This is a genomic window from Kibdelosporangium philippinense (assembly GCF_021390435.2).
Lineage (GTDB): Bacteria > Actinomycetota > Actinomycetes > Mycobacteriales > Pseudonocardiaceae > Kibdelosporangium > Kibdelosporangium philippinense.
The window spans coordinates 691,731-704,872 of sequence record NZ_JAJVCN010000003.1 but is presented as its reverse complement, the minus strand read 5'-3'; the positions used below and the strand labels follow the sequence as shown (position 1 = coordinate 704,872).

The 13,142-nt window shown below is 64.0% G+C and carries 14 protein-coding genes; 12 read left to right on the top strand and 2 right to left on the bottom strand.

The features are described from left to right. Positions 1–162: 162 nt before the first annotated feature. From LWC34_RS35225 to LWC34_RS35180, 10 genes are all read left to right on the top strand, one after another. The gene (locus tag LWC34_RS35225) at positions 163–882 is read left to right on the top strand and encodes a FadR/GntR family transcriptional regulator (protein ID WP_233729585.1); all 720 of its coding nucleotides are present in this window, start codon (positions 163–165) and stop codon (positions 880–882) included. 57 nt (positions 883–939) lie between these two features. Continuing rightward, positions 940–2,211 (top strand): UDP-N-acetylglucosamine 1-carboxyvinyltransferase, encoded by a 1,272-nt coding sequence (gene murA / locus LWC34_RS35220; protein ID WP_233729584.1) that lies wholly within the window; start codon positions 940–942, stop codon positions 2,209–2,211. Positions 2,212–2,377: 166 nt separating this feature from the next. Next, positions 2,378–3,259, top strand: coding sequence for a dioxygenase family protein (locus LWC34_RS35215; RefSeq protein ID WP_233729583.1), 882 nt, complete (start codon positions 2,378–2,380; stop codon positions 3,257–3,259). Positions 3,260–3,345: 86 nt separating this feature from the next. Beyond that, a complete protein-coding gene (locus tag LWC34_RS35210) occupies positions 3,346–5,340 on the top strand; it encodes an ethylmalonyl-CoA mutase (RefSeq protein ID WP_233729582.1) in 1,995 nt (664 codons plus the stop codon). Positions 5,341–5,402: 62 nt separating this feature from the next. After that, positions 5,403–6,290, top strand: a complete 888-nt coding sequence (ehuB, locus tag LWC34_RS35205) for an ectoine/hydroxyectoine ABC transporter substrate-binding protein EhuB (RefSeq protein WP_233729581.1) — start codon at positions 5,403–5,405, stop codon at positions 6,288–6,290. Then, the gene (ehuC, locus tag LWC34_RS35200) at positions 6,290–6,925 is read left to right on the top strand and encodes an ectoine/hydroxyectoine ABC transporter permease subunit EhuC (protein WP_233729580.1); all 636 of its coding nucleotides are present in this window, start codon (positions 6,290–6,292) and stop codon (positions 6,923–6,925) included. The genes ehuB and ehuC overlap by 1 nt, the downstream gene beginning before the upstream one ends. Then, the gene (gene ehuD, locus LWC34_RS35195) at positions 6,922–7,581 is read left to right on the top strand and encodes an ectoine/hydroxyectoine ABC transporter permease subunit EhuD (protein WP_233729579.1); all 660 of its coding nucleotides are present in this window, start codon (positions 6,922–6,924) and stop codon (positions 7,579–7,581) included. The genes ehuC and ehuD overlap by 4 nt, the downstream gene beginning before the upstream one ends. Further along, the gene (gene ehuA / locus LWC34_RS35190; protein WP_233729578.1) at positions 7,578–8,348 is read left to right on the top strand and encodes an ectoine/hydroxyectoine ABC transporter ATP-binding protein EhuA; all 771 of its coding nucleotides are present in this window, start codon (positions 7,578–7,580) and stop codon (positions 8,346–8,348) included. The genes ehuD and ehuA overlap by 4 nt, the downstream gene beginning before the upstream one ends. 85 nt (positions 8,349–8,433) lie before the next feature. Further along, entirely contained in the window at positions 8,434–9,300 is an 867-nt protein-coding gene (locus LWC34_RS35185) for a 2-oxoglutarate and iron-dependent oxygenase domain-containing protein (RefSeq protein ID WP_233729577.1), read from the top strand. Then, positions 9,297–10,061, top strand: a complete 765-nt coding sequence (locus LWC34_RS35180) for an enoyl-CoA hydratase-related protein (RefSeq protein WP_233729576.1) — start codon at positions 9,297–9,299, stop codon at positions 10,059–10,061. The genes LWC34_RS35185 and LWC34_RS35180 overlap by 4 nt, the downstream gene beginning before the upstream one ends. On the opposite strand, the gene LWC34_RS35175 is transcribed toward LWC34_RS35180, so the two are convergent. Next, complete coding sequence (locus tag LWC34_RS35175; RefSeq protein WP_233729575.1) at positions 10,058–10,621, bottom strand: class I SAM-dependent methyltransferase; 564 nt, start codon at positions 10,619–10,621, stop codon at positions 10,058–10,060. The two genes, LWC34_RS35180 and LWC34_RS35175, sit on opposite strands and share 4 nt — an antisense overlap. Positions 10,622–10,631: 10 nt before the next feature. Next, positions 10,632–11,171 (bottom strand): NUDIX domain-containing protein, encoded by a 540-nt coding sequence (locus LWC34_RS35170; RefSeq protein WP_233729574.1) that lies wholly within the window; start codon positions 11,169–11,171, stop codon positions 10,632–10,634. Positions 11,172–11,220: 49 nt separating this feature from the next. Between LWC34_RS35170 and nucS the strand changes: the two genes are divergently transcribed. Further along, on the top strand, positions 11,221–11,880 hold the full coding sequence (nucS, locus tag LWC34_RS35165; RefSeq protein WP_233729573.1) for an endonuclease NucS: 660 nt from the start codon (positions 11,221–11,223) through the stop codon (positions 11,878–11,880). 413 nt (positions 11,881–12,293) lie between these two features. Beyond that, positions 12,294–13,136 (top strand): N-acetylmuramoyl-L-alanine amidase, encoded by an 843-nt coding sequence (locus LWC34_RS35160; RefSeq protein WP_233729572.1) that lies wholly within the window; start codon positions 12,294–12,296, stop codon positions 13,134–13,136. Positions 13,137–13,142 lie beyond the last annotated feature (6 nt).

Sequence of the window (13,142 nt, the reverse complement as noted above, 5' to 3'; positions counted from 1 at the left end):
CGATTCGGGCTAAATACTGGTCCTTAACTTTCCGACGCCTTAAAGTGATCAGAGTCAGCTATGTTCGATGCTCGGCTGCGCAGGGAGCGTTGGACTTTGAGAGCAAGTGCTAGTGAGGGGCCGTCGCTCAGACTGAGCCTCGACTTGGCGCCGGCTGGGCCGATGAAGGTCAAGTCGGCCGCGGAACAGCTGGTCGACCGGCTGATCACCGCGATCGCGCTCGGTGCGTTGCTGCCGGGCCAAAAGCTCCCGCCGGAGCGTGAGTTCGCCGCACGGCTCAACGTCAGCCGGACAACTCTGCGTGACGCGCTGCATCAGCTGGAATCCCTTGGCTACGTGGGGATCACCCGAGGACGCAGTGGCGGAGTGCGTGTGCACAGCACGTGGGGACCGGAATCCGGCTCGCACATCCGCAGCATGCTGTTGCCGCGTTGGCAGCACCTCACCTGGTTGTTCGACCTGACCCGCTCGCTGCTGCCGATGATCGCCGGGCTCGCGGCCGAACGGCGTACCGACGAACACATCCGCAAGATCTGGGCAGCGGTTGAGGCATACGAAAAAGCCGAAGACCGCGATGTCATGCGTACCGCGGACCACACGCTGCATTCCGCGGTCGCCGAGGCAACCGGCAACCCCTATTACGTGAGCATCGACTCACAGCTGCGGATCCAGCTGACCTTCGGCACGGATTCCCTGCCCTACGACACGATGATCCGGCAACGCGCGCTGGACGATCACCGCGCGATCGCCGAAGCGATCGAGACTGGTGACAGCGCGCGGGCAGCCGACTTGACCATGCACCACTTCGTGGAGCTGGCGGAGAAGCCGTTGATGCGGCTGAGGCAACGAGTGGAAGCCGCGGGCGCATCCGAATCCGAGTGACAAACGGACAGCCGTACGATTGGCGCTCATCCAAGGGTCATTCATGCGGGAGGGTGCGTGTCTGAGCACTTCCGGGTTCACGGCGGCGCGAGACTCGTCGGCGACGTAGATGTCGTCGGTGCCAAGAACAGTGTGCTCAAGCTGATGGCAGCGGCGTTGCTCGCGGAGGGCACGACAACGCTGACCAACTGCCCACAGATCCTTGACGTGCCGTACATGGCGGACGTCCTGCGCAGCATCGGCTGCGAGGTGAGCGTCAACGGCGACGCGGTGGTGATCACGACGCCGGCAAAGCTCGACCACAAGCCAGATGCGGCTTCCATGGGCAAACTTCGTGCGTCGGTGTGCGTGCTCGGCCCGCTTGTCGGCCGGTGCCGCCGTGCTGTGGTCGCCTTGCCGGGCGGAGATGCGATCGGGTCACGACCACTGGACATGCACCAGAACGGTCTGCGTCAGCTCGGCGCCACGAGCGAGATCGAACACGGATCTGTGGTGGCAGAGGCGCAGGGGCTGCACGGCGCGCAGATCTGGCTGGACTTCCCGAGCATGGGCGCGACCGAGAACATCCTGATGGCCGCGGTTCTAGCCGACGGCACAACGGTGATCGACAACGCCGCGCGCGAGCCGGAAATCGTCGACCTGTGCACGATGCTGCAGCAGATGGGCGCCAAGATCGAGGGCGCGGGCACTTCCACGCTGACCGTGCACGGTGTCGAGTCCCTGCAGCCGACGGAGCACCGCGTTATCGGTGACCGGATTGTTGGCGCGACCTGGGCTTTCTTTGCCGCGGTCACTCGTGGCGACCTGACCGTTCGCGGCGTCGACCCGCACCACCTCGACCTCGTGCTCGACAAGCTCCGCACCGCCGGCGCCGAGGTCACGGTCTACGACGACAAGGCATTCCGGGTCGTGATGGCTTCGCGGCCGAAGTCCGTGGACTTCGTCACGCTGCCTTACCCCGGGTTCGCCACGGATTTGCAGCCTTTCGCGATCGCCCTGTGTGCCGTGTCCGAGGGCACCGCGATGATCACCGAGAACCTGTTCGAGGCCCGGTTCCGCTTCGTCGAGGAGATGATGCGGCTGGGCGCGGACGCCCGGACCGACGGGCACCACGCCGTCATCCGTGGCGTGGAGAAGCTTTCCAGCGCACCGGTGTGGGCTTCCGACATCCGCGCGGGCGCGGGTCTCGTGATGGCCGGGTTGTGCGCGGATGGCGTGACCGAGGTTTGGGACGTGTTCCACATCGACCGCGGCTACCCTGGGTTCGTGGAGAACCTCGTGCGGCTGGGTGCGAATGTCGAGCGTGTCACCGAGGCGCCTGAGCGCTAGACGCCCCTGCCCGCGCGCCTTCCGAAATCGGCAACGAACGAGGCGGGCAATCGGTTCCAGCTCGACCACAGGTGGCATTCAGTGCCAGCCATAGGGCCGGGTTCCAACAGCGAACGGACAGGACTTCCACAGTCGGCACATAACTCGTGGCGTGAGCATTGTTCTCATGACCGAACCCGAACTGACCTACGAGGGCCGACGCCTGCCGAGGCCCCACGACGAAGTGGTGGACCAGGGGCTCAGCTTCGACCTTGGCACGCTGTTCGACCGTCGCCGAGCACTGCGGCTGCTTGGGCTCGGCGCGGCGGGGGCGGCTGTGGCCGCTTGCAGCCCGAGCCCAGGGCCCAGCCAAAGCCCAGGTTCCAGCCAAAGCTCGAGCCCGGGGCCCGGTTCGGCACCCTCGAACACCCTGACCGAGATCCCGGAGGAAACCGGCGGCCCCTACCCGGGTGACGGCTCAAACGGTCCCGACGTCCTGGAACAAAGCGGGGTCGTCCGCAGTGACATCCGGTCGAGCTTCGGCGCGTCCAACGGCACGGCCCAAGGCGTGCCGATGACCCTGGAACTCGTCGTCGCTGACCTGGCCAGGGGCGGATCGCCCTTCGCGGGCGTAGCTGTCTACGTCTGGCAATGCGACCGCGAAGGCCGCTACTCGATGTACACCCGGGGCGCCGAAAACCAGAACTACCTCCGCGGCGTCCAGATCGCCGACGCGACTGGCCGGGTGCGGTTCACCAGCATCTTCCCCGCCTGTTATCCCGGGCGTTGGCCGCGTGTGCACTTCGAGATGTACCCGGACCAGGCGTCGATCACCGATGCCGACAACGCGATCGCCACCTCCCAGGTCGCGCTGCCGAAGAACGCGTGTGACGCTGTCTACGCACAGCCGGGTTACGGGCAATCCGTGGCCGCGCTTCAGCGGGTGAGCCTGACCAGTGACGACGTCTTCAGGGATGACACGAACGGGTTGCAGCTCGGGACTGTCACCGGCGACGTCACCAGCGGGTACAACGTGCTGCTGAACGTGGGCGTCGACACCAGGACGTGACTTTCTCGATTTTGTGAGTCAGTGCACGTTATTGGGCGGTTACCTGCCAGTACCGTCAGGGAATCCGCGCGTGAACGGAGGTTCCCATGCCGTACCCGACCGATCGTGAGCGTGACCGGCCGTGGGTCATGCGGACCTACGCCGGCCACTCGTCGGCGACGGCGTCCAACGCGCTCTACCGCCGCAACCTCGCCAAGGGGCAAACAGGACTGTCGGTCGCATTCGACCTGCCAACGCAGACCGGATACGACCCTGACCAGGAGTTGTCACGTGGTGAGGTCGGCAAGGTGGGCGTGCCGATCAGTCACGTCGGCGACATGCGCCAGCTGTTCGACGGCATTCCGCTGGCTGAGGCCAACACCTCGATGACCATCAACGCGACGGCCATGTGGCTGCTCGCGTTGTACACGACGGTCGCCGAAGAGCAGGGCGCGGACATTTCCAAGCTCACCGGGACCACGCAGAACGACATCATCAAGGAGTACCTGTCGCGCGGGACGTACGTCTTCCCGCCAGGGCCGTCGTTGCGGCTGATCACGGACATGGTCGCGTGGACCGTCACCAACGTGCCGAAGTGGAACCCGATCAACATCTGCAGCTATCACCTGCAGGAAGTCGGGGCCAATCCGGTGCAGGAGCTGGCGTATTCGATGTGCACGGCGATCGCGGTGCTTGATGCGGTCCGGGACTCTGGCCAGGTTCCTGAGGAGGAGTTCGGGTCGGTTGTTGCCCGGATGTCCTTCTTTGTCAACGCGGGCGTGCGGTTCGTCGAGGAAATGTGCAAGATGCGGGCGTTTGCCGCGCTCTGGGATGAGATTACCCTTGAGCGGTACGGGGTTCAGAACCCCAAGCACCGCAGGTTCCGCTACGGCGTGCAGGTGAACTCGCTGGGACTGACCGAAGCCCAGCCGGAGAACAACGTTCAGCGGATCGTGCTGGAGATGCTCGCGGTTTCCTTGTCCCGCAACGCACGTGCTCGCGCGATTCAGCTGCCCGCGTGGAATGAGGCGCTTGGGCTGCCGCGGCCGTGGGACCAGCAGTGGGCTCTTCGAATGCAGCAGGTTCTGGCATACGAGACGGATTTGCTTGAGTACGAGGATATTTTCGACGGTTCACCGGTCATCGAGGCCAAAGTGGACGAAATCCTCCGTGGCGCGCGCGAGGAAATCGATCGTGTGCAGGCGATGGGCGGGGCGGTTGCCGCTGTCGAAAGTGGATACATGAAGACCCAGCTGGTCGGATCCCTTGCGGCACGGAGGATGCGCATCGAGTCCGGCGAGGAGGTCATCGTCGGCGTCAACAAGTTCGACACCACCGAGCCCTCGCCGTTGCAGGCTGAGGGCGCCAAGGCGATCGAACAGCTCGATCCGGCCGTGGAAAAGCAGGCGATCGAGGCGATTCAGGCGTGGCGGTCAAGCCGCGATCAGGCCGCTGTGGACGAAGCGCTGGACGGGCTGCGGGCGGCCGCGAAGACCGATGTGAACCTCGTGGAAGCAACACTTGTCTGCGCGAAAGCCGGGGTGACCACGGGTGAGTGGTCCGGCGCGCTGCGCGAGGTGTTCGGCGAATACCGTGCGCCGACTGGGGTTTCTGGTGTGTCTACCGGCGAGGCGGGCGTTGAACTCGCACGAGTGCGCACGCGGGTTCTCCAAACTAGTGCTGAGCTGGGCGAACGGCTGCGCATGCTGGTTGGAAAGCCTGGTCTTGACGGTCATTCCAACGGCGCGGAACAAGTTGCGGTTCGCGCGCGAGATGTTGGTTTCGAAGTTGTTTATCAGGGTATCCGGTTGACGCCGGACCAGATCGTGGCCGCCGCCGTGCAAGAAGGCGTCCACGTGGTCGGGTTGTCTGTGCTGTCCGGATCGCATCTGGAAGTGGTACCCGCGGTGGTGGAGGGCCTGCGGGCGGCTGGAGCCGACGACATCCCGGTTGTCGTCGGCGGTATCGTGCCGCCCGATGACGCCAAAGCCTTGCTGGACAAAGGAATCGCTCGCGTCTTCACGCCGAAGGACTACGAGCTCACTGAGATCATGGCCGGAATCGTCGATCTGGTAAGGGAAACGCACGGCCTGACCAGCTGAAACCTCGTCCGTCCACTTCGGATCGTGTTGACCTGCGCGGATGAACCACCTACGGTCGTCGAGTGGCTTCTCGACGACTGCTGCTGCAGGCCGCCGCGGCAGGGGCGCTTTCGCTCGCCCTGCCTGGCTGCACCAGGGTGGATCTGTCCGCAGAGCCGAATGGGGGTTCGTTACTCGATCGGCTCAGACAAGAAGGTGAGGTACGGATCGGCTTCGCCAACGAAGCGCCGTACAGCTTCATCAACTCCGAAGCGGAGTTGACCGGCGAGGCCGCCGAAGTCGCCAAGGTCGTGTTCCAACGGCTTGGGGTGCCCACTCTCGTGCCGATTCCGTCCGAGTTCGGCTCGCTGATCGCCGGTCTCAAGGTTGGCCTTTTCGACGTGATCGGCGCGGGTATGTCCATTTTGCCCAAGCGCTGCAAGCAAGTCCTGTTCACCAATCCGGACTTCATCGCGCCAGCTGCTTTCCTTGTGCCTAAAGGGAATCCAAAAGGGATCAAGACATTCGCCGAAGTGGAGCAGCAGAAGCTGCGGATGGGCGTGCTGATCGGCGCGACCGAAAAGGACTACGCCGTTGCCAACGGCGTACCAGAGAACTTGATCACGGCGTACCAGAACCAGCCGAGTGGCCTCGAAGCGGTGGCAACCGACCGGGTGGACGCGTTTTCGCTGACGGCGATCTCGTTGCGGGACGTCCTCGGCAAAAACCCTGGCGCGCCACTGGAAGTGACGACGCCGTTCGTGCCCGAAGTGGACGGTAAGCCGCAGTTCACCTCAGGCGGGTTTGCGTTCCTGCCGGACCAGACCACTATCGTGGCCGCGTTCAACAAGGAGCTCGCCGATCTGAAGCAGTCCGGTGAGCTGCTGCGCATCCTGCGCCCGTTCGGCTTCACTGAGGCCGAGATGACGGACATGACCTCGCGCCAGCTCTGCGCGGCACCGGAGGCCTGATGTCCAGCGCCCAAATAGGACTGTTGCTCTACGGCGCGTGGAAGACCATTCTGCTCACGCTCGGCGGGATGGCCCTCGCGCTGATCATCGCTTTCCCGGTTGGACTGGCCAGGGTCAGTCACAACAAGTTCTTGCGTTCCATAGGTTTCCTGTACGTCGAACTGTTCCGCGGCGCTGCTGTGCTCGTGCTCGCTTTCTGGTTCGTGTACGCACTTCCTTCCCTTGGCTGGCAACTGGATCCCACCTTCGCGGGCATTCTCGCGCTGGGGCTCAACATGGGCGCCTATTCGGGTGAAGTCGTTCGCGGCGCGATCCAAGCCGTTCCGTCAAGCCAAGTTGAGGCCGCGACCGCGCTGAACTTCACGCCGACGCAAGGGATGCGCAGGGTCGTGCTGCCACAGGCGGTCCGGGCGATGATCCCGTCCTTTGGCAACAACGTCATCGAACAACTCAAGGCCACGGCCGTGGTCGCCGTGGTGTCCATTCCGGAACTGACCTTCAACGGCCAGCTGATCTGGAGCGGAAACGGCCGTGCCGCAGCGGTTTTCGGCGGCCTGCTGATCGGATACGGCCTGATGGCGTTGATCTTCATGACCGGTGTGCGGCTGCTTGAGCGAAAGGTCGCATGGGCATGAACTTCGACTGGAACTACGCGTTCGACATCCTGCCGCAGCTGCTTGACGGCCTGCTGACGGCACTGATCGCGACCGTTGTCGGCTACATCGTCGCTTTGGTGCTCGGCTTGGTCTTCGCCCTGGCGCGGCGGAGTCATCAGCGGTGGATCAGCGTTCCGATTGGATTCATCGTCGAATTCATCCGTGGCACGCCACTGCTGATCCAGCTGTTCTTCCTCTTCTTTGTGTTGCCACAGCTGGGTTTGGCTTTGTCACCGCTCGCCGCGGGCATCATCGGACTCGGTTTGCACTACGCCACATACACCTCTGAGGTGTATCGCGCCGGGATCGAAGGTGTCCCACCTGGACAGTGGGACGCGGCCGTCGCGCTGCACCTGCCGCGCCGTCGCGTGTGGACAAGCGTGATCCTGCCGCAGGCGGTTCCGCGCTCGATTCCCGCGCTGACAAACTATTCCATCGCGCTGTTCAAGGACGTTCCGCAACTGGTGGCGATCACCGTCGCGGAACCGTTCACGGTCGGGCGCGAGATCATCGCGGACACGTTCCGTCCATTCGAGCCGATCACCATGGCCGGCTTGCTCTATCTGGCAGTCGCGCTCGTTCTGTCCTATGTGGGCAGGATCGTGGAGCGCCGGTTCAACGGGGTGGCAGCATGAGTTTCGTCGATTTCCGCAACGTCAGCAAACGGTTCGGCGACAACGTCGTGCTCGACGACATGTCGTTCAGCATCGCCGACGGCGAGCGCGTGACGCTGATCGGCCCGAGCGGGTCGGGCAAGACCACGATCCTGCGGATGCTGATGACACTGACCAAACCTGACTCGGGGACGATCTCGATCGACGACGAGTACCTGTGGCACGAGAAACGGGGCGAGGAGCTCGTCGAGGCCAGCGAGGCGCACACGCGCAGCGTGCGCAGCAAGGTGACGATGGTCTTCCAGCAGTTCAACCTGTTCCCAAACATGAAGGTTCTTCGCAATATCACCGAGGCGCCGATCCACGTCCTCGGCAAGCAGAAGGACGAAGCCGAGGAGAAGGCGCGCGAACTGCTGGAAACCGTCGGACTGCTGGACAAAGCGGACTTCTACCCCTCTCAGCTGTCCGGCGGTCAGCAGCAACGCGTGGCGATCGCGCGCGCTTTGGCCGTGGAGCCTGAGATCCTGCTGCTCGACGAGGTGACGTCCGCGCTCGACCCGGAGATCGCCGCCGAGGTGCTCGACGTGCTGCGGGACGTGGCCAAGACAAGCGACGTGACGATGCTGCTGGTGACGCACGCGATGCGGTTCGCAAGGGACGTCTCCAACCGTGTGCTCATGTTCAACGAAGGAAAGATCATCGAGGACGCCGCGCCCGAGCAGATGTTCAACGAGCCGCAGCAGGAGCGGACGAAGACGTTCCTGCGGTCGGTGCTCGAGGAGGTGTGAAAACGTTACTGCCCGGTAGTCCGAACCAGTGACTATGACCGGTCCGTATGTCCGTTGCGCTCCAAGGGAATGGAAGGCAGGGACAATGGCCGACGTTCGTACGTTCGGACTACCGGATTGCGTCGAGGGGACCGAACTCGACGTCCAGCTGGCCGCCGAGCTGATCAAGGCGTGGCTTGCCGACGGCATGTTCCAGATCTCCTGTGACCGCTGGCAGACCCGCAAGGTCGACGACGCGGTCCAGGCGAGCAGGCAGTACTTCAGGCAGCCGGTGCACCTGAAGTCCCGCTGTGTCAGCGACCTGACCTACGCTGGCTACTCGGCGGCCGGAGCCGTCGAGACGTACATGATCTGCCAGGACGTGCCGCGTGAGGACGTCAGGGTTGGCGCGAACTGGCCAGCCCACGGACCGGCACCGTGGCCGAGCATGGAGTACCGGCGCGCGATGCGGACGTTCACCGACGAGCTCGGCCGGATCGGCGAGAAACTGATGCACCTGATCGCGATCGGACTGAACCTGTCCGATTTCGAGTCACTGAACGCGCTGACCGAAGACGGCTGGCACCACATGCTCGTGCAGCGCTTCCCGACCGGCATCCACGAGCTCAGCTCGCACGGCCTGTTGATGATCACGGTCGAAGACGGCGCGCTGACCGCGACGCCGGGCGAGCTGATGGAGTTCTTGACCAACGGTCACATCCGGACGACCCCACTCGAAGCCGTCGTGCACAGTCATGACGAAGTGGTGATGACGTACTTCCACGAGCCGGTGTTCGACATGGGCCTGCGGCCGGTGCTCGGCCCGATGAACGGCTATATGCACTACGGGACGTACTTCACGGATCTGTTCATGCGGCGGCACCCGGAACGGTCGACCACGCAGCGGATCAAGGTGGAAGACCGGCTGTCGGTGTTGGCGAGTCTGTCAAGGCGGGCTAGCGTCGGTGCATGAAGCACATCCTGGTCAAGACCGACGGCGACACCGTCCGGATCACGATGAACCGAGCGTCCCGGCGTAACTCGCTGTCGTTCGAGCACCTGTCCGAGCTGCTGTCAGCCTTTCAAACCGCCGCATCCTCGGACGCCTCCGGGATCGTGCTCGCAGGTGACGGCCCGGTGTTCTCCGCGGGGCACGACTTCGGCGACGTCGCCTCCCGTGACCTCATGGGCGTCCGGTCCCTGCTTCAACTGTGCACGGAGTTGATGCAGACCATCCAGTCGGTGCCGCAGGTCGTGATCGCCCGCGTGCACGGCTTGGCGACGGCCGCGGGATGTCAGCTCGTAGCCTCGTGCGACCTTGCTGTGGCTGCTTCTTCAGCGGGATTTGCTTTGCCGGGTGGGAAAGGCGGCTGGTTCTGCCACACTCCAGCTGTTCCTGTGGCGCGCTCGATCGGTCGTAAACGCTTGATGGAACTGGTGCTCACGGGCGACACCATTCCCGCGTCGGTCGCCTTGGAGTGGGGACTGGTCAACCAGGTCGTGCCGGATTCCGAGTTGGACGATGCCGTGGATGCCTTGCTGGCACGGGCTACTCGAGGCAGCATGGCCAGTAAAGCCTTGGGAAAGCAGACAATCTACGCGCAGCTGGACCGTCCCGAGGCGGACGCGTACGCCATTGCCTTGGAGGTCATGGCATCCGCTTCACAGCTGCCCGGCGCCCGTGAAGGAATGGCCGCGTTCCTCGAGAAGCGCAAGCCATCCTGGCCGGATTAGGGCTTGCGGGCGCGGAAACGGAACCGGGTCTCGGTCATGGCGATCTCGACGTCCCGGAATCCCACGGCTTCCAGGCGTCTTGGCAGCGTGTCCGGGTCGACGACGATCATCGTGTCGAACAGGTGAATGAACCGGAACCTCAGATTCGGTCTGCTGTCCAGACCGACGAAGAGCCCCTGTGGCCTGAGGACACGGAACGTCTCCGCGAACAGTCGGTCCTGTTCGGCTGGCGAAGGCACGTGATGCAGCATCGTGAAACACGTGACCGCGCTGAAGCTGTTGTCCAGCAACGGAAGTTCGGCACCGTCAGCTTCGATGACAGTCACGCTCGGGAACTGCCCGGTCAGCAGCTTCACCGACGCCGGATCCACTTCGACCGCGGTCAGCCTCGGCACCTTGTCGACCAGCACCCTGGTCGTCGCGCCGAATCCCGGCCCGATCTCCAGTACGTCGTCGCCGAGGTCGACGCCGTCGAGGGTCCACGGCATCAGGGTTTCGCGGACGCCTCTGACCCAGCCGTCCGACCGGCAGAGCCTGCGGTGGATCAGGTTCATCGGCATGACCTGCACGTTAGCCGTGCTGCGACCGTTCGTGCATCAGCAGCATCGCGTACGCGGCGATGGACTGGGCGTCGGTGACTTCCTGGCGCTGGATCATCGCCTCGAACTCCTTCCGCTCAACCCAAGCCGTACGCATGTCCTGTTCCTCGTGCTCACGCTCATGCGCCCCCTCGGTCAACGAGGTCGCCAGAAAGACCCGCCCACGCTGGCTGGACAATCCGGGCGCGACGTCCAGCAGCCCGAGTTCAGTCATCTGGCCTGCCCGCAACCCGGTCTCCTCACGCAGCTCCCGCGCGGCGAGCTCAAGCGGATCCGTATCGGCCATCCCAGGCGCCGTACCCTGCGGAAACTCCCAGCGGCGTAGGCCGATCGGGTAACGGAACTGCTCGACCATGTGCAGGCGGTCGCCGTCGAGCGGGATGATCAGGGCGTACGTCGGCTTGTCGACCACCGCGTAGATGCCAGCCGACCCGTCGGCGCGTCGGATCTCGTCCTCGCGGAGCCGCATCCAGGGGTTTTCGTACACCTGACGGGTGTTGATCGTCTGCATGGACTCATCGTGTCACTGGCTGCGATCACGCATCCGTTACCCTGCCCCGGTGCGTCTAGTGATAGCTCGCTGCCAGGTTGACTACGTCGGACGGCTGACCGCGCATCTCCCGATGGCCATGCGGTTGCTGATGGTCAAGGCGGACGGTTCGGTCCTCGTGCACTCGGACGGCGGCTCGTACAAGCCGCTGAACTGGATGAGCCCGCCGTGCTGGCTGACCGAAGAGGAAGGCCTGTGGACCGTCCAGAACAAGGGCGGCGAGAAGCTGATCATCACGATCGAGGAAGTCCAGCACGACTCCAAGCACGAACTCGGCATCGACCCAGGCCTGATCAAGGACGGCGTTGAGGCCCACCTGCAGGAGCTGCTGGCCGAGCACGTGACCACGCTCGGTGAAGGGTGGACGCTTGTCCGCCGCGAGTTCCCGACCGCGATCGGTCCAGTCGACCTGATGTGCCGCGACGCCGAGAGCGTGTCGGTGGCCGTGGAGATCAAGCGTCGCGGCGAGATCGACGGCGTCGAGCAGCTGACCAGGTACTTGGAGCTGCTCAACCGCGACCCGCTGCTCGCGCCCGTCAAGGGCGTCTTCGCCGCGCAGCAGATCAAGCCGCAAGCAAGGACATTGGCTGAGGACCGCGGAATCCGCTGTGTCGTGCTGGACTACGACGCGTTGCGTGGCATGGAATCCGACGAGTTCCGACTGTTCTGATCGAGTCCACACTCCTTTGATACTCACGCTGGTAGAGACTTCGCGGTGACGTCGATGCGACGTCCGCACCGGCACACTGCGCCAATCGTGAGTTCTCTCAGGTCGAAAGGGGTGTGGATGGTGCTTTTGGTGGTCGGCGCGGTCCGCTGATACACCCGAATGGGCGCGTTTTCGGCCCATGGTCGCTGGACACCTGAACCGGCTCGAAGTTCCCAACGACGCCGTTATTTCGGCTAAAATCGGCCATACGACCGATTGGTCCGCGCCCGTTTGCAGCAGGCAGTGGGCGGGTTTTCTGATCAACCTTGCGAGTGCTGGCGCGACAGCAAGCATCTACGCCTGTGCCACAAGGGTTTCGAACTTGCTGATCTGGAGTTGGGGAGAACCGGAAGCAACAGGTAACGGAGGCACGAATGAGGATCATCCTCCGTGGCGAGTGGGGTGCCCGCCATGACAACGGCTCAGGTTCTGCGCCGTTGCCGGCGAGCGAGATGTGGTTACACCACAGCGTCACGGGTTCGGCCGGGCCGAATGCGACGCTTCAGCAAGACGCCGCGAAGATCCGTGACGTCGAAGCCGTCGGCGAAAGCCGGTTCGGTACAGGAATTTCGTACACGTGGCTGATCACAGAGTCCGGCAGGGTGTTCGAGGGCCACAGCGCCAACCGGCTCGGAACACACACCGGCGGCCGGAACTCGAGGGCCCGCGCGATCTGCTTCATCGGCAACTACGACAACATCCGTCCGACGAACAGGCAACTCCGGGCAGCGGCGTGGCTGCTGCAAGAAGCACGCCGCAACGGCTGGATTCGCAACGCCCAGCTCAACGGCGGGCACCGCGACGTCAAAGCCACTGGCTGCCCAGGAAATCACGCATACGCCGCTATTGGACAGATCAACGCACTGGCCGCCGGGCCGCCGATCACCGAGGAGGACGACTTGCCACTCACCGACGCTGACGCCCAACTGGTCGTCGACAAGCTGCTGAACACGTCCATCAGGCGCACGAACGACCCTGGCGAGCCGCCCGTCAGCGGGGAATTCCTGCTTCGCTGGCTCTTCGCCGCGACCGACGGCCACACCGGCGCGATCAAGGCCCGTTTGGACGCACTGGAATCCAAGGTGGAATCGCAGCAGGCCGGGCTTCTTGCCGCCGTCGACCACCTGACCGAAGCGGTCGCCAACGACCGTGAGGTCACTTCGGAGGAACTGAGAAAAGCGGTCCGCGAGGCCATCGCGGAAGGAAATCAGTCCTGACGCTCC